The sequence below is a fragment of the Pseudarthrobacter sp. CCNWLW207 genome, assembly GCF_037203945.1.
GTDB lineage: Bacteria > Actinomycetota > Actinomycetes > Actinomycetales > Micrococcaceae > Arthrobacter.
In genome coordinates, this window is record NZ_JBBCBS010000001.1 from 418,435 (window position 1) to 440,512 (window position 22,078).

The following is a 22,078-nucleotide window of genomic DNA, read 5'->3' on the forward strand; positions in this document are numbered from 1 at the left end:
GGCGGCCGCCTCGGGTGTTCGCTTGATGACCTGAGGAGCGGACGGCTCATGAATGCAGTAACACCTGTCATTGAAACTCTCGGACTCGCCAAGGATTTCGGCAGGACAGGCAGCCGTCATGGCTCTGTCTGATGAGGAGCGCAGGCGCCTTGAAAAGCTGGAAGAGGAACTGGCCGCAAGCGATCCGGACCTGGACCGGGAGTTACAGGGCGGTTTATCCAGGTACCGGGCATCCGCCCGGACTATCTACGGTTTACTGACCACTCTCGTTGGCTTCGCCTTGGTCATTGCCGGAATCATTACACAGCTCGCGGTCATCGGCGTCGCTGGTTTCCTGCTGATGGTCGCGGGAGTCAACTGGTTCCTCCACAGTCTGCACATGGGAGACACGACCGGGCACCAGACATGAAACCGTACATGCGGAGGACGAATACGTCGCCGTGGGCCTTAAATCGGTGACCTACCAATGAAAGTACTGATCATGACATTGGGGACGCGCGGTGACGTCCAGCCGTTCATAGCCTTGGCCCAGGGATTGCTCACTGCCGGGCATCAGGTGACGCTCGCCGCGCCGCAACGGTTCGCCGGATTCGTCGCCGGTCACGGGGTGCCCTTCGCCGGAGTGGATGACGGCCCGATGCGGTTGATGGACGACCCGGCAATTGCGGGTGTGATCGAGGGCCGGATGCGTGCCCGGCTGCGACAGGTCCGGACCATGCCGGCGATGTTCACCCAACTGCTCGCCGACTGCTGGACCGTCGCTTCGCACGGCGCGGGAGCCGGCGCGGATGTTGTGGTGCACAACGGCCAGATCATCGCCGGGCAGCACGTGGCCGAGAAGCTCGGTATCCCGGCGGTGCTTGCTCTCCCCATGCCGGTGTACGTTCCGACCAAAGAGTTTCCGTGGCCGGCCGTGGGCCTGCCATCCTGGCTGCCTGCCTCGGCAAATCGGGCCACGTTCGCGGGGATGAAGGCCGTGGAGGCAATGTTCGGCAGGGTCGTTGACCGGTGGCGCGAAGACACCCTCGGTCTCCCGCGCCGCCGTGGACGGCACGACCCGCTGCGCCGGCCGGACAACGGCCAGGCTCCGGTGCTGCACGCTTTCAGTCCCTCGGTGCTGCCTCCGCCGGAGGACTGGCCGGGATCGGTGCACACCACCGGCTACTGGTTCCTACCGCTCTCGGACGAGGCCCTGCCTCCGCACATCGAGGACTTCCTCGGATCGGGCGACCCGCCGGTGTTCGTCGGATTCGGTTCAATGTCCGGCAGGGACCCCGCGCGCGGCACCGCCTTGGTCCTGGAAGCCGCACGTCGGGCAGGGAAACGCCTGGTGATCGGCGCGGGTTGGGGCGGACTGGACAGCAGCATACAAGCTGACGACGTTCTTGGTGTGGGCGATGTGGACTACATGAGACTGTTCCCGCGCATGGCTGCGGTAGTACACCACGGGGGCGCAGGCACAGTCGGTACCGCATTCGCCTCCGGGCGGCCGCAAGTAGTGTGCCCGTTCGTCGCCGACCAGCCATTCTGGGCCCGGCTGGCGCACCACCGCGGTGTCGCTCCCGCACCACAGCCGCAAAGCCATCTCACGGCCGGAGGCCTCGCCTCCGCCATAACCACCGCCACCACAGATCCCGATATGGCACGCGCCGCCGAAGAGTTGGGCCAGCGTGTACGCGCCGAGGATGGAATCTCCGCTGCAGTGGCCGCACTGGAGCGCATTGCGGCGCCATAGGGTCGGGGCGCAGTGGTGCGAGGCTAGCCGATGATGGGTCGTTCTTCCGGGAGTTGGTAGAGGCGTGGGCGGGATGACAGGGCCAGAGCGGAGGCGACTGTGATGGTGCCGATACGGCCTGTGAACATGAGAGCCATGAGTACCCACTGGGCGTTGACTGGCAGGTCGTAGGTGATTCCGGTGCTGAGGCCCACGGTGGCAAACGCAGAAATTGATTCGAAGAGGACTCTCTCTAGGCTGTGGTCGGTGAACATGAGGAGCAGCAGCGTGCCGGTGACGACCGCGGCGACTCCTAGGAGTGCGACGGAGAGGGCCTGGCGCTGGGCGGAGGCGCTGATGGAGCGGTGGGCGATTGTAACTTCGTCTCGGCCCCGGATCTCGTTCCAGATGGCGAACCCCAGGACCAGGAACGTGGTGATCTTGATGCCGCCGGCGGTGCCGGCGCTGCCGCCGCCGATGAACATCAGGACATTGGTGATCATGAGGGTCTCAGGGGCGGCGGAGCCGTAGTCGATGCTGTTAAAGCCCGCTGTACGCGGGAAGACACTCCCGGCCAGGGTCGCGAGGAGTTTCCCGCCGAACGACATGGGGCCGAGGGTTTCGTCCCGATTCCATTCAAAGGCGGCGAAGAGGGCACAGCCGGCGGCCAGGAGCAGCAGGGTACCGAAGACGGTCAGGCGGAGGTGGACGGTCCAAGCTTTCATCCTGACACCCCCTGTGAGGAGGGCGATGAGCACGGGGAATCCGAGGCCTCCAGCGATCACCGCCAGGCAGATCGGGACAATGATCCAGGGGTCGTCGGCGAAGCTGATCAGGCTGTCACTGTAGAGGGCGAAGCCGGCATTGTTAAACGCCGAAACAGCGTGAAAAGTCCCGTGCCATAGGGCTGTGCCCGGATTGTCGTCATAAGCAAACCAGAAGCGGATCGTAAGAACGGCGGCGGTTGCGGCTTCGAAAACCACCATGATTCTGGCGACCCGGAAGAGGACGGAGCGGACGTCGCCAAAGTTCAGGGTGTGCGTTTCGGACTGTGCGACGAGCTGGCCCCGCAGCCCGATGCTTTTGCGCACCAGCAGCGCCAACAAGGTTGCCAACGTCATGATGCCGAATCCGCCGGCTTGTATCAGCCCGAGAATCACGGCGTGTCCGAAGGGCGACCAGAACGTTGGGGTGTCGACGGTGATCAGTCCTGTGACGCAGACAGCCGAAACGGCGGTGAACAGGGCAGGAAGTACCGGGTCCGCCTCTGCCGCCGAGCGGGCGGCAGGCAGCATCAGGAGTACGGAGCCCAGAAGAATCACGGCGAGGAAAGCCAGAGGTACTGAACGGACAGGATGCAGCAGCCCGCGCCCGATACTGTCGCCTTGGGCCCTGATCCGAGACTGAACGCGCTGGCCGCCATTCAAGGGGGCGTCATTACGGATCTTCAGCCCCTTTTCTCTTCCGCTGGCCCTCACCCGGGCACCTCCTCGGCTTCTGCTGCAACGTTGCGGATACCCGGGAACGGAGTGCTCTGGCCACGCCGCGCACCGGGGCTACGCGCTCTGATGCCGGCATAGGTTGGTCCTTTGCTCTTGGTGGCCCGTCCTTGCCTGTACCGGTCAGTGACCCGGCCGGACTGCCGAGACCATCACGGAGCGTAGCACCGGAAATCCGGGACGCTGCCGGATCCCTGGAAGTCTTGACGAATCCTTAACGCCGACAGTTTCGGGGCACTGAACACGGACAGGTCTGGTCCGGGTGGTTGCGTTCACGTCTGGCCTGGATCAGGTTTTGCTGGTCTTCCTAGCGCCTTCGGGGGCTTGTATGCTGTGGATCGGAGAGCCGGGAAGCCTGGTCGGCCCGTGGGCAGTGCCCGCGGAACGCCCTTGGCGGCCGCCTCGGGTGTTCGCGTGATGACCTGAGGAGCGGACGGCTCATGAATGCAGTAACACCTGTCATCGAAACTCTCGGACTCGCCAAGGATTTCGGCAGGACACGGGCACTGGACGGCCTGGACCTGAGCGTCGCCGCCGGTGAAATCCACGGGTTTTTGGGCCCGAACGGTGCGGGCAAATCCACGACCCTGAGGATTCTCCTGGGCCTGATCCGCCCGACCGCCGGAACGGCCCGGGTATTCGGCATGGACCCCTGGACCGACCCCGTCCGAACCCATCGGGACATCGCTTATGTCCCGGGCGATGTAAGTCTGTGGCCCAACCTTTCCGGCGGGGAAGTCATCGACCTGCTCACCGGCCTGCGCGGCGGTGCCGACGAAGCCCTCCGCCGTGAGCTCATCGAGGAGTTTGAGTTCGACCCGCGGAAGAAGGCGCGGACCTACTCGAAAGGCAACCGGCAGAAGGTTGCCCTGATAGCGGCGTTCGCCCGCCCGGCGCGCCTGTACCTGCTTGATGAGCCGAGCGCCGGACTGGATCCGGTGATGGATGCCGTGTTCCGGCGCGAGATCGAAAGGGTCAGCAGGGACGGGGCCACCGTTCTGCTCTCAAGCCACATCCTCAGTGAAGTCGAACAGCTGAGCGACAGGATCACCATCATCCGGTCGGGAAAAGCGGTGGAGAGCGGGACACTGGGTGAACTCCGTCACCTGAAGCGTACGCATTTTCGGGTCACCGGCCTGGCTGAGCCCGCGCGGCTGGCGGCGTTGGCCGGTACGCACGGCGTGAGCATCGACGGCGGTTCCGCCGAGTTCGACGCGGACGCCGCCGATCTGGGTGCTGTCCTGGCCGGCATCGCCGAGCCGGGGATCAGCGGACTATCAGTGGCTCCGCCGTCCCTCGAGTCCTTGTTCCTGCGCCACTACAGTGACCGCAACGAAAGCGAGGTGCGGTGATGCCCGGCGTGCTTCGGCTGGCCTTGTTCCAGGCGCGCAGGGACCGGGTGACACTGCCCGTCTGGATCATGGGCATCACACTGCTGGGGTTTGCGACGTCGAGCGCTGTCGTCATCCAGTTCGGTGATGAGGCCTCGCAGGCAGCGATCCTCACTTTGGCGGCCTCGAACCCGGCATTCCTCTTCCTCCGCGGCGTGCCTGACGGGACGGGCGTGGGGGCGGTGGTGTTCTTCCAGGGTTTCGCGTTCACGGCCGTGTTGGCAGGACTGATGAGCACATTTCTGGTTGTGCGGCACACCCGCACCGATGAAGAGCTCGGACGGGCCGAACTCCTGGGCGCCGTTCCTCTTCCGCGGGCAGCTTCCCTGACCGCGACGCTTGTGTTGGGAACGGTGGCGAACCTGCTGCTGGCAGTATTCCTTGCCGCCGGATTCGTCGCGGCCGGATTGGAACTTCCGGGCGCCGCATGGGCGGGGGCCGCCGTCGGCGCCGTCGGTGCCTGCTTTGTGGGCCTGGCCGCGGTCACCGCCCAGGTCCTGCCCTCGGGCCGGAGCGCGAACGGTGCGGCCGCAGGCCTGGTGGGGGCGGCATATCTGCTCCGGGGTGCCGGGGACGCGCTGGGGACTCCGGCGGCGGACCTGTTGCACGTCACGAGTGCATGGCCGTCGCTGCTCTCGCCCATTGGCTGGGGACAGCGGTCGCGGCCGTTCACCAGCCCGGACCTGTCGGCGCTGCTGGTACTTATCGTCGGCGCGCTGGCACTGGGTGCACTGGCCGTGCTGATCCGTCGGCGGCGGGATGTGGGCGCCAGCCTTCTGCCCCAGCGCGACGGCAGGGAGCGGGCCGGAGCCGGGGGCACCTCATTCGTGGGCCTGGCCTGGCGCCTGCAGCGCTCAACCCTAGCTGGATGGTGTGTCGGGGCCGCGACACTGGGCGCCGTGGCGGGCGCTCTGGGGCCCTTGGTTTCCGAGACGGTCTCCAGCGTGGCACCCCTGAAGGAACTCATTTCCCGGCTCGTACCCGGTGGCCAGGCAGGGCTGATTGACGTGTTCGTTACGGCCTTGCTGGGCATTGCAGGGGTGTTCGCTGCGGCCGCCGGCATTCAGGCGGTGCTGCGGATGCGCGCAGAGGAGGCCGAAGGCAGGTCCGAGGTGCTGCTCTCCGCCCCGGTGGCCCGGGCCCGTTGGCTCGGTGCGAACCTGTTCACTGCCGCGGCCTCGGCCACCGTTGTCGCTGGAGTGGCAGGAGTCGCTGCCGCCGTCGGCCTGGCACTGTCAGGGACGGCGGCCGACGGACCCGCGGGGTCCCTGGTTTCAGCGGCGCTGGCGCACGTTCCCGCTGCCCTCGTGTTCCTGGCGGCCGCCTCGCTGGTGTTCGCGTTCGCACCGAGGCTCAGTATCCTGCTCGGCTGGGGGATGCTTGCGGCCGGACTCGTCCTGGGCGAATTTGGGGAACTCTTCGGGCTTCCGGTGTGGCTGCAGGACGTTAGTCCGTTCCGTCACTCGTCCGCGATGCCCGTGGAGTCCTTCAACCTGACCGGCGCCCTGGGCTTGACGGTCACTGCCGCGGCCTTGGCTGCCCTGGCTGCCTACTTCATCCGGCGCCGCGACGTCACCACATGAAATGGCTGGCCCGTCCATGAACGATCACCCAAATCCGCCCCGCGGGTCTACGGTCCTTGGACGGGGAAGCTACGCCGAGGCGCTTCGCATCAGGGCGATTCTGCGCAAGGAAACTGTCGGTGGCGCATTGATGCTCGGCGCGGCCGCTACCGCAGTGTTCTGGGCGAACTCGCCCTGGGCCGAGAGCTACTTTTCGCTCCGGAACCATAGGATCGGCTATGGACCCTGGCACCTGGAGCTCAGCCTCGGAGCCTGGGCCGCCGATGGGCTGCTGGCAATCTTTTTCTTCCTCGTCGGGCTCGAACTCAAACGGGAGTTCGTAGCCGGGGACCTGCGACAAATCCGGACATCCGTGGTGCCAGTTGCCGCCGCCATCGGCGGAGTCGCTGTCCCCGCAGGGATCTATACACTCATCAACCTCTCGAGCCCGGAGGTCCTGCGCGGCTGGGCGATTCCCACGGCAACCGACATCGCCTTCGCCCTGGCCGTCCTGGCCGTCATCGGCTCCCACCTGCCGAGCGCCCTCCGGATCTTCCTTCTGACCCTGGCGGTGGTTGATGACCTGATCGCGATCACTATAATCGCAATGTTCTACTCCGGTGACCTTCAGCCCGTCCCACTGTTGGTGGCCTTGATCCCGCTCGGTGTCTACGCGTTCCTTGCCCAAAAATACCGATGGTTTTTTGGGCACCGGCAGGCAGCAGCCTGGTTGATCCTGCTGCCGCTGGGTACCGCCACGTGGGCCCTGGTGCACGCATCAGGCATCCACGCCACTGTCGCTGGGGTGCTGTTGGGTTTTGCTGTCCCCGTCATCCGTACCCGGGCCGGCGACGGTGCAGGCGCCGGCCCCGGACTGGCGGAAACGTTCGAGCGCCGCTTCCGCCCCATCTCCACCGTCATCGCCGTGCCGGTCTTCGCGTTTTTCTCTGCCGGTGTAGCCGTCGGAGGCTTGGACGGCCTGGCAACGGCACTGAGCGGCCCGGCCGCCGTCGGCATTATCCTTGCCCTTGTCCTGGGCAAACCCATAGGTATCCTCGGAACCACCTGGATTCTCACCAAGGCCACCCGGGCCCGGCTGGACGATTCCCTCAGATGGATCGACGTCTTCGGGGTTTCCGTCCTGGCAGGCATAGGATTCACTGTCTCGCTGCTGGTAGCTGAACTGAGCTTCGGACTCGGAAGCACCCACTACGGCCACGCCACAATAGGCATCCTGACCGCATCCCTGATCGCCGCCCTGCTGGCCGCCGCGGTTCTTGGCGCCAGGAACCGCCAATACCGGCTGGCAGAAGCCGACGAGGAAATCGACTCCGACCACGACGGCGTACCGGATGTCTACCGCCAGGACCACAGGCCCTGACTCGGGGGCAGCGAACCGACCCGGCCCCCGACGTACGGTCCTGGGGGCTACTTCGTGTCCGGTTCGCCCGGGTGACGGTGCCTATGGTGCAGCGCGTAGCTGTCGAACACCGCGGACGACGTTGATCCTGAATGGCCGAATTTACCGCGCAGGACCTCCGCAAGATCGTCGAGCGCCGCGTGCAGCATCCGACCGGCGAACTGCAGTTCAGGGCTTTTGCTGCCCTGGGCCTCCGACGCCAGGTGGTGGGCGTAGGCAACCGTGGCCGGTAGGGAACCCCGCTTCTCCACCTCGTGGAAGTAGTAGGTCTCGTGGAAGGACAGCAGGTCAATGCTCACGGAAGCCACGGCTCTGGCAATTGATTCCAGGAGCCCGGCCGCATGCCTCGGATCCAGCGAGGCCACGCCCGCTGGACCTGCAGCCTCCCTGAACAAGTTCAGCTGGTGGGCCAGGGCCCGGCGACGGCTGAGGGCCGGGTACGTCTGCAAGATCCAGGAGACCGTTGCGGTCAGCAAACCGAATCCGGTCACTGCCTGGGAGGCGGCAACCAGCCGCAGCAGCGGATGCGCTGCCACGATTTCACCAAAGCCCACAGTGGAGAGGGTCACCAGGGATATATAGAGCGCTTCGGCAAAGTCAGCCCGCTGCGGAACGCCGACTCCATACACAAAACCCTCCGGTAGGTGGGGCAAGTACAGCAGGGCCCAGCCGATGGCTGCCAAGCCCGCCCAAGCACCGATGACAGCAGCCATCGCCAAGGGTGCGGCGATGGTGGAGGCCCGGCCGCGCAGTCTTTTCGACAGCAGCCAGAAGCCGCGCATGATCGTACGGCCTACAGGACCGGAACCGTGCGGATAAAGGAGCGTGTGAAAGACGTCGGCGAGCATCAGCAAAATCAGCCCGGCCCCCACGACTGTCCAGACCACGTCTCCCAAGTTCATGCCTCATCTTAGAGGCGTCACCGCCTGCGCCTGCCACGTCTTCTGGCGAACAGGGCGAGCAGCCGACCGTCCCGGGGCAGACGCCCGGACTCAGCACCACCCGCTGTTGGCATCCACTGACCAAGGCCCGGCCGTTCCACGTTGATTGCGTTCGCGCGAGTGCCGGCGGGATCATGGGATTGGGACAGCGCACTGCCCTACGGCTGACTCAACATTTGGAGTGGTTCCCATGCCTGAACGTCACATCAGGGTCCAACGTCGTATGTCTGCGCCCACGGGTTCCGTCTGGGCCCTGTACGCCGACTTCCCGAATCTCGCGAAGCACTGGGACGGCCTCAAAGCCACGAGAGCCATCAGCGACCAAACCATGGGCTTGGGCGCCCGGCGCCGCGTGGACCTGAAACCGATGGGCAGCATGGAGGAAACCGTCACCATCTGGGAGGAGGGCCGCAGGATGGACACCCACAACCAGCCGAGCGTGTCCGTGCCGTTCAAGCGGGCCGAGTCCACGCTCATCCTCAAGCCCGACGGCGACGGGACCCTGGCCACCTTCGACTACCGCTATGTGCCCCGGGGCGGCCCCCTCGGCCGGCTCACCGGACCGCTGATCGACAAGATGCTGACGGCGACCTTCACCGACATGCTGGCCGCCACCGAGAAGGCCGCCCGCGCGAACGGGTAGCGGCTTCCAGAAGCTGCGCGCCGCCGTCGTACCTCCCTGTTTGCCTGCCGCCACGGCCGGTCCGCGAAGCTGATTCCGGCACCTCGCCCGTGCACGTAGCACGTTCGTTCAGCGGGTAAACTTATGGAGGAATTGTTCGGCCCGCAGAGCCCGGTTCCATCCCCCTCCTCCTTGAATGGAACCCTTTCCCATGTCCTCCGCGACTTCCGCGCCGGCTGCCCAGCGTTTCCCGCTGGCCGCCATGATGGTCCTTGCCGCCATCGCCTTCACCGCCATCACTACCGAACTCCTCCCCTCCGGCCTGCTCCCCCAGATCAGTACCGGCCTGAATGTCTCCGAACCGGTGGCCGGATACCTCGCTGCCGCCTACGCCGCCGTCATCGTCATCACCGTGGTGCCAGCCGCCCGGTTGCTGGGCAAGGTGCCGCGGCGGCCGCTGCTCGTGGCGCTCGTCCTGACATTTACCATCAGCAACGCCTTGGTGGGCCTGGCCCCCGACTTCACCGCCGCGATGTTCGCCCGGCTGGTGGGTGGCCTCGCCCACGGACTGCTCTGGACCAGCATGGCCCCGTATGTTGCCCGTGTGGTCCCTGCCGACAAAGTGGGCAAGGCGCTGGCCATCGTCTTCAGCGGCAACAGCCTGGGCCTGGCCATCGGCGCGCCGATCGGGACCGCGCTGGGCACGTTCCTCGGCTGGCGCGCGGCATTCCTTGCCCTCGCCGGCTTCGGCCTGGCCCTCGCCGTCCTCGGGTTCTTCCTGCTGCCGTCCGTCCGGCGCGTAGCCGGCGAGGCCCGCCCGTCGATGCGCGCGGCCATCGCCCAGCCCGGCGTGAAGCCGGTGGCCATCGCCTGGCCGCTGCTGGTCCTGGCGCACTTCGCGCTCTTCACCTACATCGCCCCGTACATCCGCGACGCCGGCCTGCCCGATTACGCCATCACCCTCTCCCTCACAGTCCTGGGCGTCTCCGGCCTGGTGGGCATCTGGATCGCCGGGCTCACTGTCGATTCCCACCCGCGCCGCTCGCTGTTAATTACGACGGCGGCAATCGCCGTTTCGATGCTGCTCTTGCCGTTTGTGGGCGGCAGCCTTGCCTTCGCCCTGGTGCTGATGAGCGTTTGGGGCGCCGGGCTCGGTGCTATCGGCATCTACAATCAATCGGCCATCCTCCGGGCCGGCCGCGAGAACAAGGACGCCGCGAACGGGCTGACTGTCCTGACCATCCAGCTGGGCATCACCATCGGTGCGCTCTACGGTTCAGCTGCCTTGGTGGTGGCGGGTCCTTTGCTAGTGCCCGCCGCCGCGGCCCTGCCGGTCATCGCGGCACTGGTGATCGCCTGGGCCGGAAAGACGGCTGCGTACCCGCCGGGCCCGCGCGAGTCTATATGGAAGAGCCCGCGGCCGGTTGAGGAGCGGGCCGGCACGCAGTAAGTGGACCACCACGCGCGGACGGGCCTTCGGCACGGCCTGCCAGATCATTAACTCGTGTGGGTAGCCAATCCCCCGCCGGCATCTACAGAGGGAACGGCTTTACCGGAAGAAGAGGTAGAAGACCACTGCAAGGCCGGGGATGAGGGCCTGTCCGATGGCACTGAGGAGTAGACGCTTCTCCGTGATCCACAGCCAGATGCCGAGGATGAACTGACTCGCGCAACAGAAGATAACGATTGCCGATCCACCGGCGGCATTGCCGGAAAAGTTCACCATCCACAGCCCTGAGGCGATTCCCAGCCCAAAGGCGATGTTGTAGGCGCCGATGTTCATCGCCCACATGCGCACGGCGGCAACGTCCTCGGGTTTGATCAAAAAGAGCCGGTAAAAGCGGCGATCGCCGTGGAAGAAAATCTCCAGCAGGCCGACGCCGATCAGGGCAAGGGCCGTGGCCCCGGCAATAATCTGACTGACTAGATTCATCGTCGCCTCCCATGCCAAGGCCGGACATCCCGCTGACTTTCCGTGCAGAATACGCCGTTGAGGCAAAGTCCTTCAAGGGATCCACCGGCCAGCTCGGGATCCCGGTCTTGCGACGCTCAGGGCGGCGGTTCTGCCGGACTGCGCTCTGGTGCCATGGCCATCGTGCCCGCAGCCCAGGGTTATGAAGGCGGAATCTGGAGAAGCCAGCCTAGGGCCTCATCGCGGGAGGTGAAAAAGCGCGTGGGACACGGCAGGGCCTGCCGTTCGATGGTGAAGTTGGCAATGACCCGGTCCACAGGACTGGAGCCAAGCAAGGCAATTCGCGAAGCGGCACTGGGAATCTTGAACACGTCCCTGGCCTGCCGGGTGACGGCTTTAGTCCTCCCCATGTCCACCAACATCGGGTATTCGGAGCCGTCGGTAATTTCAGTCAACCTTGCCATGGCCGCGTGCACGTCAACGCCGTCCAGGACGATCCCGGGTTTCCAGACAAGGTGGATGATTCCGTCGGCACCGAGTTCTATGGTGCCCTTGCCGCCATCAACTGTGATTGGTTCCATTTCTGCTCCCCCAGCATCTACTACCAGCCAAGCTTAACGGGCGAAGGCCTGCCCTCCCCTTGAAGGGTCGGGCAGGCCCACGTTGTTTGTTAGGCGAACTCCGGTATTTCCGCAGGCACAAACGCCGCCTTGAGGACCGCGACGGCCTGTCCTATAGCGGCCGTAGCTGCGTGTGTTTCATGCATCGAATTGACCATGACGAAGTCGTGGACGATTCCGCCGTAGCGGACCTGGGTCACCGGGACCGAGGCTGCCCGCAACTTGGCGGCGAAAGCCTCGCCTTCGTCCCGCAGCACGTCGGCTTCCGCGGTGATGACCAATGCCGGTGGGAGCCCGGCGAGCTGTTCGGTGGTTGCGCGAAGCGGGGAAACTGTGATTTCTGCGCGTTCAGCCTCGCTGGTGGTGTATTGGTCCCAGAACCATTTCATGCCGTCGAGGGAGAGGAAATAGCCGTCGGCGAACTCTTGGTAGGACGCGGTGTCGAAGTTTGCGTCGGTGACGGGATAGAACAGCACCTGCTGGTTGAACGAGACATCACCCCGTTCCTTCGCCATGAGGGTCAAGGCGATGGCCATGTTTCCACCTACGGAATCCCCGGCCACGGCCATCCTCGAGCCGTCCAGCCCCTTGTCAGCCCCATTGGCAGCCACCCACTGCGCTACCGCATAACTCTGCTCGTTTGCCACCGGGTATTTTACGTCCGGAGACCGATCGTACTCGGGGAACACCACAGCGGCTTCGGCCCCGACCGCCAGGTCACGCACCAGCCGGTCGTGAGTGTGGGCACTGCCGAAGACCCACCCTGCACCGTGGGTGTAGAGGACCACCGGAAGGGTCCCGGTACTCCCCTTTGGCCTGACGATGCGCGTCCTCACAGACCCGGTAGGTCCACCCGGTACGGTAATCCATTCCTCGTCGATCTCGGGTTTCCAGATCTCGCTGTCTTGGACGCCGTCGACGGCTTTCCTGCCTTCCTCAGGTTTGAGCTGGTACAGGAAGGGCGGCTCGCTGGTGGCGTCCACGAATGCCTGGGCCTGCGGTTCGAGAGAGATGTTATGCGGGTTTCCGCTCATGATGTGTCCTGTCTGTTTGTTCGAAGAAGGGGGCAAATCAGGCCAGCTCGTCGATGGCGTCCGTGATGAACTTCGCCACCTCTTCCGGGTGCGTCATCATGACCAGGTGGGGAGCGTCGAGCTCGAGGATCCGGCGCGCCTTGGCGCGCTTGTAGCCAAAGCGTTCGACGTCCGGGTTGATGGTGTGGTCGGCACTGGAGACGATGCCCCAGGCGGGCTTGGTCTTCCAAGCGGCTACGGGCGCAGCCTCGCTGAAGGCCACAGCCGAGAGCGGCCGTTGTGAAACAGCCAGTACGCGGCTTACCTCCTTGGGCACCCCCGCCGCGAAAATGTCGGGGAAGGCTTCGGGCTTCACGGCGACGTCAGTGCCTGGGTCCGAGCCGTCGATGGGATACGGCGAATACACGAGGTTCGCTGCCAGATCCGAATCCGGGAATCCTCCTTGAAGGGCGCCAAGGCTTTCACCCTCGTCCAGGGCGTAGCCGGCGACATAGACGAGGCCAACCACGTTCTCGGCTACGCCTGCAACCGTGATAACTGCACCGCCATAGGAGTGGCCGGCGAGGATGACCGGACCGTCAATCTGTTCAACGAAGGACCTTATGTAGGCGGAATCTCCGGTGAGGCTGCGGTTGAAGACTGGCGGAACAGCTACCTCGTATCCCTCGTCGAGCAGCGCGCGGGTAACGGGCGCCCAGCTCGCCGCATCGGCAAAGGCGCCGTGCACCAGGACGATGGTGGGGGTTGTGGACATGGGATTCTCCTAGTGTTTCGTGATGACGCGGAGTGGAGGGCTGTCTTGGCCCCTTGACAGTCCACCGCATTGGCGTGGAGGGCACCATGAAGAAAGGACGCAGAACTGGACTTTTACCAACCGCGGCTAACCTTAGGTACTGGTGGCCACGTGGATGTATGTCATGCGGCGCACACTTCGCCTGCATTGGCAGACACTTCCGCTGGATGGATTCCGTTCCGAAGGGTGGCAGTGTGTCTGTCGATAAGTCATTGGCAACGCCGGCCGGGTCGTCTGCCGGGTCCTCCGTGCAGTCCTTGGGCTCTTTGCTGCGTGAGTACCGCGAGAGATCGATTTTGTCCTTGGAGCATCTCGCAGAGCTCTCAGGTGTCAGTGACCGAACCATCAGCGACATCGAACGAGGTGTCAGCACGGCCCCGCAGCGTCGCACCCTCGTGGCGCTCGTCGCAGCGCTGAAGCTCACCGATGCTGAACAGAATGAGTTCCTGCGGGCTGCCCGGGTCGGAAGGAGCACGGTGGTAGCCGTCGGCAGGTCGGCGACCCTGGAACCCCGCCGTCTCCCGGATTTTACGGGCCGCACTTCCGAGATGGCAAAACTCCTGACGTTCATCGAGGTGGAGCCCACAGCAGCGCATACCGTAGCGCCGGTCGCCATCCTCCATGGCGCCCCCGGAATGGGCAAGACCGCGATGGCAGTCGAAGCCCTGCACCGTCGGCAGGCGAAGCACGCGATGGCCTTTTTCGTGGACCTCAATGGGTTGGATGCCTTTCCACTGACACCTTTGCAAGTCCTTCAAACGCTGCTCAAGCAAGCTCTTCCAGCTGGCCAGCAGGTTCCAAAGACCCTGGATTCGGCCGCATCACTGTGGCGCGAAATTTCGGCAGACTCACCGGTGGCGGTCCTACTGGACAATGCCGCCAGTGAAGCCCAGGTTCGTCCGGTCCTGACAACCGGGCACAAGGGCGTTGTGGTCGTGACATCCCGACGCAGCCTTGCCGGGCTTGAAGGAGTACGCAGATTTCCGTTGGGACCCCTCCCGCCGCAGGACAGCGAAGCTTTGCTGGCTGAAATAGTCACTCCGGGCCAGCGGGAGAACTCGCTTCGGCACTTGGCCGTCCTGTGCGACCACATTCCGCTGGCATTGCGGATCGCAGGGAACCGACTGGCCAGTCAGCCCGCTTGGACGGTGGGCGACTTCCTTGATCGCCTCAGGTCCGAGGAACGCCGGCTGCGTGCCCTGGTGGCCGGCGACCTCGCAGTGGAGGCCGCGTTCAGCCTGTCTTACGGGCACCTGAACGAGGAGCGCCAACGCCTGTTCCGCAATCTCTCCCTCCTCAAGGGGGCCACTTTCAGTGCCCCGCTTGCCGGTGCCGCGATGTCCGGCACAAACTCCGTTGACCCCGACGGCGGCGCGGACGTCGAGGAAGGTTTGGACGAGCTGGTGGACCTGGGACTTGTTCAGGCGCTCACCGGTAACCGGTACCGTCTTCACGACTTGCTGAGGCTGTACGCCGCCAGCCGGTTGCGCGCAGAAACAAGCGCCGAAAAGGTCGCAGCCCACCGGGCACACCTTCGCGCGTGGCTCTTGACGAGCACGGTAAATGCCGGCAACTGGTTCGAACCTCATCCCGTGTCCGTGCTTATTAGCGGCACCCAGGGGGCACAATTCAGCAGCTCAGCGCAGGCACGGCACTGGCTCCAGTCCGAGACCACGGATTGGTTTGGCGCCTATCAAGAGGCGGTCACGAGGCACGAACATCAGGACGTGGTAAAGGTTGCCCAATCCCTTCACTGGTTTGCCGGCATCTGGGAAACATGGGGAAACTGGCATCGGCTTTTCGCCGATTCCGCGGCGTCTGCGGCCGCGCTGCGGGACAAAACCCTTATTTCGGCCCACCTTGGGTACCTCTCCTTTGCCTACAACAACGAGCGCATGGACCCTGAACGCGCCCTTCGCACCGCACATCTTGCCCTCGATGCCGCCGTTGATATCAACAGCACCGCCCAGCAAGGATGGGCACATCTGTATATTGCCCTGAGCCAGCGCGGTCTCGGGAAGATCCCCGAAGCGATGACCAGCGCCGAGCAGGCCATCTCCCTCTTCGAGGCAGTGGGCGAGATCGAGGGCCAGGCACCGGCGTTGATGCTCAAGGGAAGCATCCATCAAGCCTGGGGCCAGCTCGAGACTGCTGTTGAAGTCGCTACGGGACTCCTGGCCCTTATCAGGAGCAGCAGGATGCCAGCCAACGTTGCTGACTTCATCGAGTTCTACACGCTGCAGTTGTTATGCGGGGTCCTGCATGACCTGCAGCGTTATGAGGAATGTATCGAGGTCGCAGGCGAAGCCCTTGCAGTGGCTGAACAGATGGAATGGCACCTCGGCCGGGCGTCAGCCCTGTACCACAGGGGCAAAACGTACGATGCCCTGAACAGGCACTCACTCGCTGCCCAAGATCTCTCCCGAGCGCTCGGGCAGGCCGTTACGGCCGGAGATAAACGGCTGGAAACTGCCATCCGGCAGATGGCCGGCGAGATGAAGGATAAGTTGGCAGCCGTCCGCGGCGATTCCTGAGCAAGCGGTTCTCCGGTCTGCAGTGCGGGCGCTGCTGCCGGCGAGGCCTACCGGTCGGTCTTGACCACCGTGAACAGTACTGCGGAATCCTCTTCGGCTTCGAGGCTGTGCAGGCCTTGGGGCACGATCAGGAGGTCGCCCGTTTTGCCCTGCCAGGACTCACCGCCTGACTTGAGCCACACCGATCCCTTCAGCACAAAGACTGTGGCCTCGCCGGGGTTCTGGTGTTCGCTGAGCTGTGTGCCGGCGCGAAAGGCCATGACAGTCTGGCGCAGCATCTTCTCGTGCCCGCCGTAGGCTGTGTCCGCCGCCCTCCCGCTGGGGGCAGCCACGGCGGCCGTGATCTGCTGGCGGGCCAGGGCATCGATCGATATCTTCTGCATGAGCCAACCGTACCCACGCACGCCTGCTTTGCCGAGGGCCAATCATCAGGCCGCTCGACGACGGCCGCCTGGCGGCCCTACTACTCGAACGTCCAGGCCGACGACGGCCGGCCGGCACTGTTCTTCACTCGCCGCCGGCGAAGCACGGCAACGAGCGTGGCGGTGCCGGCCAACAGCACAGCTGCCGTGCCCGCGGCCACCGCAGGGAGGCTGGGACCCGGAGTGCCGCCGTCGGACGTCCCGGCAACCCCTTGGGGCGCCGCCTCAGCCGCCGCTTCCGCGGAAGAGTCCCCGGCGGGCGCGGGTGCGGCCGTCCCCGATGCTGCGGGAATCACCGTGAGGGACCTCCCGCGCCGGTTAACCACCACCACAGTGCCGTCCGCCCTGGCCACCATCCTGCCGGGGTCGTCACCGGTGGGAACCGTCGTTGAAACAGCGGACGCGCCCGCTTGGATGACCGAGACCGTGTCATCCAAACTGTTGGTCACATAGACCGTCCCGTCCGGAGCGGCCACCACTTCCTGCGGTGCCGTGCCCACGGGGATGCGACGTGCCGCCGCCGTGCCGCCCGCCTCGATGACCGCGACCTCGTTGGTGAGGATGTTCGCCACGTAGACGGTCCCGTCCGAAGCGGCGGCAATCCCGTGCGGATGGGCCTTCGCGCCGATGTCGATAGTGTGCGAGGGGGCCGGTGCGCCGGCGGGCACCACGGTAACCGTGCCCTCAAGCTCGTTGGTGGCGTAGGCGGTACCGTCCTTGGCCACGGCCACCTCCACCGGATTCGGCCCCGCCTGGATGGTGCGCTTGATCCAGGCCTCGCCCTGCAGGACCACGGACAGGGACCCCTCGGACGGGTTGGCAACGTAGAGCGATCCGTCCGGCCCCACCGTTAGCCAGTGGTGGCCGGGGGTCACCTTGATGGCCAGGGCCGCTTCATCGGCGCCGGGCGCCACCACGCCGATTTGTGCCTGCCCGGACTCGTCGGCCTGCGTCACGTAGAGCGTGCCGTCCGGGGTGACCGCCAGCGACGACGGGGAGCGCCCCGCCCTGATGGTGCGGGACGGCTGCGTCTCCCCCGGCGGGTAGACGCTGATTCCGCCCGACCAATCGTAATCGCTGACGTAGAGGGTGCCGTCCGGCCCTTCCGCTATCCCGAGCGGCTGGATGCCGATGCCGATCATCGGGCCTGCGTCCGTCCCGTCGTCGGCAGCGGCCGGAACGCTGACGACGGCGGGCGCGAGAACGCTGACGACGGCGGCAAGCAGGGCCGTGCCGATGGCGCGGCGCAGTGGCATGAATTTCACGGTGTTCCCCCAAAAAGTGCGGCCGACCTGCGGCAATCCTCCGATCCTACCGGCCGTTGGGCTCGCGGACGTCCGCCTCTTGTAGGCCGCCAGCTATAGTCACCGGGTGACTGCAAAGACCTACTCCCTGACCGGCAACGTAGAAATGCGGGTGCTGCGCGCCTCCGATGCCGAACCGATGGCGGCCGCCTATCAGCACAACAGGGACCACCTTGCGCCATGGGAACCGGAACGGGAGGACGAGTTCTTCACCGCCGCGAGGCAACGCCAGATCATCGCCTCGAAACTCGCCCAGCACGCGGCTGGTTCCGAAGTCCCGTTTGTTCTGTTGGAGGGGGAGCGCGTTGTCGGCGCGCTGACCCTCACAGGGATTGTCCGCGGGCCGTTCCTCAGTGCCCACCTCGGCTACTGGGTGGACAAGGAATATAACGGCCGGGGCATCGGCTCCTCAGCGATCGCGTTCGCCGCCGATTTCTCGCGCCGGGAGCTGGCGCTGCACCGTCTCCAGGCCGCAACGCTCCCGCACAATGCCGCCTCGCAGAAAATCCTGAAACGCGCCGGGTTTGAGGAAATAGGGCCAGCCCCCAGTTACCTCAGGATCGCGGGATCCTGGCAGGACCACATCCTGTACCAGCGCATCCTCTACTGATTCTGTCCTGCCGGCACACGGTCGGCCCTCGGCTGGATGAGCTTAGGCGTCAGGCCCTGGCTTTTCGTTTCACCCAGCCCCAGACTGCTGTGGCCGCAAACAGCACTAGGCCGATGATGGCCAACCACAGCAGGCCTTCAAGCACGAAGCCCAGGATCGACAGAACGAGCCAAATGATAAGTAGTGTGATGATTAGTCCCATGCCGGAAAGCGTACGGCACCAAGGTACCGAACCGGTGTATTAACGGCCGGCGTACCCTAAAACTATGGAACCCGAAGTCCGGGATCTCCGGCTCCGCACCGGCATCACCGTGCCGTGCCGCGTCCAGGGCGACGCCGGCGACCCACCGTTGCTACTTCTGCATGCGTGGGGTGAATCCCGCCGGAGCTTTGACCGCCTGATACCCCTCCTCACCGGTTTCCGGACTTACGCCCCGGACCTTCGCGGGCAGGGCGAAGCGGACAAACCGCAGGCTGGCTATTCCCTCGGGGAACAGGCTGAGGATGCTGCCGCGATCCTGGACGCGCTCAACGTTCCGCGGGCATACGTCGTCGGCTCTTCGAGCGGCGGTTACGTGGCCCAGCAGCTCGCCGTCGTCCATCCTGAAAAGGTGGCGGCGCTGGTGCTGGCGGGCTGTCCCGTGAGCCTTCAGGGGCGGCCGGCCTTCGCCGACGAAGTGGACAAACTCACCGACCCCCTCGACGAGGACTGGGTCCGGGATTCGCTGACCTGGTTTCCGCTGGTACACGAGGTTCCGGCCTGGTACATCGACAACCTGGTGCGCGATGGTCTCAGGATGCCTGCCCATGCGTGGAAGGCCATCCTGTACGGGCTCTGCGAAGCCACTCCACCCACGGAATCGGGCACCATCCAGGCGCCCACGCTGATCCTGTGGGGCGCCCAGGACAACCTGCTGCCACGCACCGACCAGGAAACCCTGTCTGCCCGAATCCCCGGCTCGGTATTGAAGGTCTACCCCGATGTGGCGCATGTGGTCCTTTGGGAGGTCCCGGACCGGATCGCCGATGATGCGGCGGCGTTCTTCCGATCCCTCGCCGATGCCCTCCATCCGTCGGAAACACTGTGACGGACCGTTCTGCGAGCGCCGTGGCCAAACGGCTGAGGGAAGCCTACGAAAACCTCCCGCTGCCGCTTCCCACCGTGGCCGCGATAACTCTGGACTTCCTCCTTGACCGGATCCGGCCAAGACCGCTTCCCGGCTCCCGTGCCCTGCACCGGACGGCAGGGGCTGGACTGGTGCTTGCCGGCGTCGGCCTGAATCTTTGGGCTCTGGCTGAACGGCGGCGCCGCGCACCAGGCCCCTTCGCACTGGAGCGGCCGGAGGAACTGGTCACCACCGGTCCGTATGCCATCACCCGCCACCCCATGTATGTGGGCTGGTGGCTCCTCCAACTCGGTTCGGGAACCTTGGCCGGTTCGTCCTGGGTCCTCGCGACGCTGCCGGCCGAAGTGCTCCTGGAACACCGCTTTGTCCTCGGCGAAGAGGCCATACTGGCCGAACTTTTCCCGCAGTCCTACCCGGAATACGCCAAGAGGGTGCCGCGCTACCTCGGGTTCCCGCGGGCGTGAGCGGCGATCCCGGCGTCGTGCATTGTTTTCCGCTCGGCTCGGCCATACCGTGAAAGGACGGTCGGCCGAACGCGGGTGTGGGCATGCGAACTGTTTCCAGGTCAGCGCGCTGCTCCCTCTTGTGCTTGCTGGCCGTGGGGATCCTCGGCGTCACGACGCCGGCACCGGCACCTCCGACGCCCGCAGCGCCCACTAGTTCCGAGCAGGCCTACAGGGCGTTGGACTCTTACCTGCAGGAACAGCTCGACGACGTCGGGATCCCGGGTGCCGCCGTCGCCGTCGTCCAGCACGGCGTACAAGTGCACTCGGCCGCATTTGGCCGGGCCGATGACTCCGGGCGGCCGATGACCACCCAGACACCGGTGCTGCTGGCCTCCACCAGCAAGTCCCTTACGGCCATCGCCGTGATGCAGCAGGTAGAAGCCGGCCGGCTGCGGCTGGATGAGCCGGTGCAGAGCTACCTGCCCTGGTTCACGATGAACGACAGCCGAGCGTCGACGATCACCGTCCGGCACCTGCTCCACCAAGCCAGCGGCATGTCCTCGAAGGACACGGCCTTCGAGGCCTCCGACGCGCAAGGTCCGGAGGCCCTCGAGGAAGGGGTCCGCGCCCTGGCAGGTGCTCCCCTGGACCGCGCGCCCGGCGAGGCGTTCCACTACGCCAATGCCAACTTCAACATCCTGGGTGTCCTGGTTCAGACCGTGACCGGCCAGCCCTTCGGAGACTATCTGGAACAGCACGTCTTCGGGCCGTTGGAGATGTCCAACAGCCATCCGACGCGCGCCGCCGCCCGCGCTGACAACGCGGCCGCCGGCTATTCCCGGTGGTTCGGTTCGTTCTGGCTCAGGACAGATGTGCCAGTACCGGCCGCCGGCATGCCCTCCTCCACTTTGTATGCCTCGGCCGAGGATCTGGGGCATCAGCTAACGGCATTGCTCGACGGCGGACGGTACGGCGATGCCCGGATTCTCCAGCCCGGGAGCGTGGCGGCGATGTTCGAGCCACGCGTGCAAGTGGACGGGTCCAAGGGCTACGCGATGGGCTGGTTCACCCGGCCCTTGTTCGAATCCGCCGACCCCGCCGCACCTCCCGTCCCGGATTCGGCCCTGCCGCGGCTCGTGGAACACCAGGGCGAATGGGGCAACAGCCACACGTACCTGGCCATGGTTCCGGAGTCGGGCCTCGGCGTCGCCCTGGTCATCAACGGCAATGACACCGCTGCCCCATCGCGGCTGAAGGCCATCGACACCAACGTGCTCCGGATCCTTTATGGGCAGTCCCCCGTGCCGGCGGTGGTGTTCGAGGACTGGCTGCAGCGCTACAGCTGGGCGGTCGCTTTTGTGCTTCTGCTGGCGGAGTTGGTGAGTCTGTGGGCTGCGCTCCGGTTCCTCCTTCCGAGGCGTGCGGCGGCCCGGAAACGCTGGGCTCCCCTGGCGTGGGCCGTCGTCGCCCTCGCCCTCGACGCGTTTGCGCTCTGGCTGTGCCTGGCCTATGCCCCCGCCCGGTTCGACACCCACCTGTTCGTCATCATCCGCCAGTTTCCCGACGTCGGCGTCTCACTCGTGCCGGTCCTCGCGCTGGCGCTCCTCTGGCCGGTTCCGCGGACGGTGTGGCTGCTCGCCCGGTTGCGTCTGGGTTCCCCTGATAATGCCCGCTCAAGGCCCGGCTGACGTATCCCCCATCACCGGGCATTTTCTCGGACGGGTCTTATGGGAATCGGGGGGCCGCGGTAAACCGGCGAATCATGATCCGAATAGTTTGGGGGGCCTTTGCCCCGCTGGGGACCGGCTTCCGTGCAGGAACGAAGGAGCGGGTCGGCAGGCGCTACTGGCTTGCTGGCACCTAACCCGGAGCCGCCGGAAGCTCTCGAAGTTCCGATGAGTGCTGTTACTTTAAGATATGAATCGAGAAAAGATTCGACAATCATCAATTGCTCAATTGAGTTCTTTAAGATTGAGCCGCTTTCTCATTGGTACAAGCCTCGTACTCTCCTGCCTTGTGCTCTTCGAATGGGACACCTCGCTGAAAACGTTGATATCCGTTGTAGCTTTTGCCTGCGCCCTCGTCTGCTTCTACCAAGCGACGCTTGCTTGGTTGGAACTAAAACGT

Annotated in this window: 21 protein-coding genes; 12 read left to right on the plus strand and 9 right to left on the minus strand. The window is 65.2% G+C overall.

What is annotated here, in order from left to right; translation table 11 throughout:
• The first annotated feature begins 118 nt into the window (after nucleotides 1–118).
• On the plus strand, nucleotides 119–409 hold the full coding sequence (locus V9L17_RS01830; RefSeq protein ID WP_337350232.1) for a DUF3040 domain-containing protein: 291 nt from the start codon (nucleotides 119–121) through the stop codon (nucleotides 407–409).
• 72 nt (nucleotides 410–481) lie between these two features.
• Complete coding sequence (locus tag V9L17_RS01835) at nucleotides 482–1,735, plus strand: glycosyltransferase (RefSeq protein ID WP_337350233.1); 1,254 nt, start codon at nucleotides 482–484, stop codon at nucleotides 1,733–1,735.
• Nucleotides 1,736–1,758: 23 nt separating this feature from the next.
• Here the strand turns inward: V9L17_RS01835 and V9L17_RS01840 are convergent, their stop codons facing one another.
• Entirely contained in the window at nucleotides 1,759–3,036 is a 1,278-nt protein-coding gene (locus tag V9L17_RS01840; protein WP_337350234.1) for a TrkH family potassium uptake protein, read from the minus strand.
• Nucleotides 3,037–3,653: 617 nt separating this feature from the next.
• Here V9L17_RS01840 and V9L17_RS01845 point away from each other — a divergent pair.
• Genes V9L17_RS01845 through nhaA form a run of 3 tightly spaced genes read left to right on the plus strand, consistent with a single transcriptional unit; the run spans nucleotide 3,654 to nucleotide 7,547 of the window.
• Nucleotides 3,654–4,565 (plus strand): ABC transporter ATP-binding protein, encoded by a 912-nt coding sequence (locus V9L17_RS01845; protein ID WP_337350235.1) that lies wholly within the window; start codon nucleotides 3,654–3,656, stop codon nucleotides 4,563–4,565.
• Nucleotides 4,565–6,187, plus strand: a complete 1,623-nt coding sequence (locus V9L17_RS01850) for an ABC transporter permease (RefSeq protein WP_337350236.1) — start codon at nucleotides 4,565–4,567, stop codon at nucleotides 6,185–6,187. The genes V9L17_RS01845 and V9L17_RS01850 overlap by 1 nt, the downstream gene beginning before the upstream one ends.
• A 16-nt stretch (nucleotides 6,188–6,203) precedes the next feature.
• On the plus strand, nucleotides 6,204–7,547 hold the full coding sequence (gene nhaA, locus V9L17_RS01855) for a Na+/H+ antiporter NhaA (protein WP_337350237.1): 1,344 nt from the start codon (nucleotides 6,204–6,206) through the stop codon (nucleotides 7,545–7,547).
• 47 nt (nucleotides 7,548–7,594) lie between these two features.
• On the opposite strand, the gene V9L17_RS01860 is transcribed toward nhaA, so the two are convergent.
• Nucleotides 7,595–8,488 carry a potassium channel family protein gene (locus V9L17_RS01860; protein ID WP_337350238.1) on the minus strand — a complete coding sequence of 298 codons (894 nt, stop codon included), beginning with the start codon at nucleotides 8,486–8,488 and terminating at the stop codon, nucleotides 7,595–7,597.
• Between the two features lie 229 nt (nucleotides 8,489–8,717).
• Between V9L17_RS01860 and V9L17_RS01865 the strand changes: the two genes are divergently transcribed.
• Both V9L17_RS01865 and V9L17_RS01870 read left to right on the plus strand, forming a co-directional pair.
• Nucleotides 8,718–9,170 carry an SRPBCC family protein gene (locus tag V9L17_RS01865; RefSeq protein ID WP_337346510.1) on the plus strand — a complete coding sequence of 151 codons (453 nt, stop codon included), beginning with the start codon at nucleotides 8,718–8,720 and terminating at the stop codon, nucleotides 9,168–9,170.
• A gap of 190 nt (nucleotides 9,171–9,360) precedes the next feature.
• On the plus strand, nucleotides 9,361–10,599 hold the full coding sequence (locus V9L17_RS01870) for an MFS transporter (protein ID WP_337350239.1): 1,239 nt from the start codon (nucleotides 9,361–9,363) through the stop codon (nucleotides 10,597–10,599).
• A 99-nt stretch (nucleotides 10,600–10,698) separates the two neighbouring features.
• On the opposite strand, the gene V9L17_RS01875 is transcribed toward V9L17_RS01870, so the two are convergent.
• The 4 genes from V9L17_RS01875 to V9L17_RS01890 form a co-directional block, all read right to left on the minus strand.
• A complete protein-coding gene (locus V9L17_RS01875) occupies nucleotides 10,699–11,082 on the minus strand; it encodes a DUF1304 family protein (protein WP_337350240.1) in 384 nt (127 codons plus the stop codon).
• A gap of 179 nt (nucleotides 11,083–11,261) precedes the next feature.
• Entirely contained in the window at nucleotides 11,262–11,642 is a 381-nt protein-coding gene (locus tag V9L17_RS01880) for a DUF7793 family protein (RefSeq protein WP_337350241.1), read from the minus strand.
• Between the two features lie 89 nt (nucleotides 11,643–11,731).
• Nucleotides 11,732–12,715, minus strand: coding sequence for an alpha/beta hydrolase (locus V9L17_RS01885; RefSeq protein ID WP_337350242.1), 984 nt, complete (start codon nucleotides 12,713–12,715; stop codon nucleotides 11,732–11,734).
• A gap of 37 nt (nucleotides 12,716–12,752) precedes the next feature.
• Complete coding sequence (locus V9L17_RS01890) at nucleotides 12,753–13,469, minus strand: alpha/beta fold hydrolase (RefSeq protein WP_337350243.1); 717 nt, start codon at nucleotides 13,467–13,469, stop codon at nucleotides 12,753–12,755.
• 233 nt (nucleotides 13,470–13,702) lie between these two features.
• Here V9L17_RS01890 and V9L17_RS01895 point away from each other — a divergent pair, with 233 nt between their 5' ends.
• Entirely contained in the window at nucleotides 13,703–16,042 is a 2,340-nt protein-coding gene (locus V9L17_RS01895; protein ID WP_337350244.1) for a helix-turn-helix domain-containing protein, read from the plus strand.
• 47 nt (nucleotides 16,043–16,089) lie between these two features.
• Here the strand turns inward: V9L17_RS01895 and V9L17_RS01900 are convergent, their stop codons facing one another.
• Together V9L17_RS01900 and V9L17_RS01905 are read right to left on the minus strand one after the other, a co-directional pair.
• The gene (locus V9L17_RS01900; RefSeq protein WP_337346506.1) at nucleotides 16,090–16,425 is read right to left on the minus strand and encodes a cupin domain-containing protein; all 336 of its coding nucleotides are present in this window, start codon (nucleotides 16,423–16,425) and stop codon (nucleotides 16,090–16,092) included.
• A gap of 80 nt (nucleotides 16,426–16,505) precedes the next feature.
• Nucleotides 16,506–17,720 (minus strand): hypothetical protein, encoded by a 1,215-nt coding sequence (locus tag V9L17_RS01905; RefSeq protein ID WP_337350424.1) that lies wholly within the window; start codon nucleotides 17,718–17,720, stop codon nucleotides 16,506–16,508.
• Nucleotides 17,721–17,835: 115 nt separating this feature from the next.
• Between V9L17_RS01905 and V9L17_RS01910 the strand changes: the two genes are divergently transcribed.
• Entirely contained in the window at nucleotides 17,836–18,378 is a 543-nt protein-coding gene (locus tag V9L17_RS01910; RefSeq protein WP_337350245.1) for a GNAT family N-acetyltransferase, read from the plus strand.
• Nucleotides 18,379–18,427: 49 nt separating this feature from the next.
• On the opposite strand, the gene V9L17_RS01915 is transcribed toward V9L17_RS01910, so the two are convergent.
• Nucleotides 18,428–18,580, minus strand: coding sequence for an LPXTG cell wall anchor domain-containing protein (locus V9L17_RS01915; protein ID WP_337346504.1), 153 nt, complete (start codon nucleotides 18,578–18,580; stop codon nucleotides 18,428–18,430).
• Nucleotides 18,581–18,644: 64 nt separating this feature from the next.
• Here V9L17_RS01915 and V9L17_RS01920 point away from each other — a divergent pair, with 64 nt between their 5' ends.
• From V9L17_RS01920 to V9L17_RS01930, 3 genes are all read left to right on the plus strand, one after another.
• The gene (locus V9L17_RS01920) at nucleotides 18,645–19,466 is read left to right on the plus strand and encodes an alpha/beta fold hydrolase (protein ID WP_337350246.1); all 822 of its coding nucleotides are present in this window, start codon (nucleotides 18,645–18,647) and stop codon (nucleotides 19,464–19,466) included.
• Nucleotides 19,463–19,969 carry a methyltransferase family protein gene (locus V9L17_RS01925; RefSeq protein WP_337350247.1) on the plus strand — a complete coding sequence of 169 codons (507 nt, stop codon included), beginning with the start codon at nucleotides 19,463–19,465 and terminating at the stop codon, nucleotides 19,967–19,969. Before V9L17_RS01920 ends, V9L17_RS01925 begins: the two co-directional genes overlap by 4 nt.
• Nucleotides 19,970–20,052: 83 nt before the next feature.
• A complete protein-coding gene (locus tag V9L17_RS01930; protein ID WP_337350248.1) occupies nucleotides 20,053–21,639 on the plus strand; it encodes a serine hydrolase domain-containing protein in 1,587 nt (528 codons plus the stop codon).
• Nucleotides 21,640–22,078 lie beyond the last annotated feature (439 nt).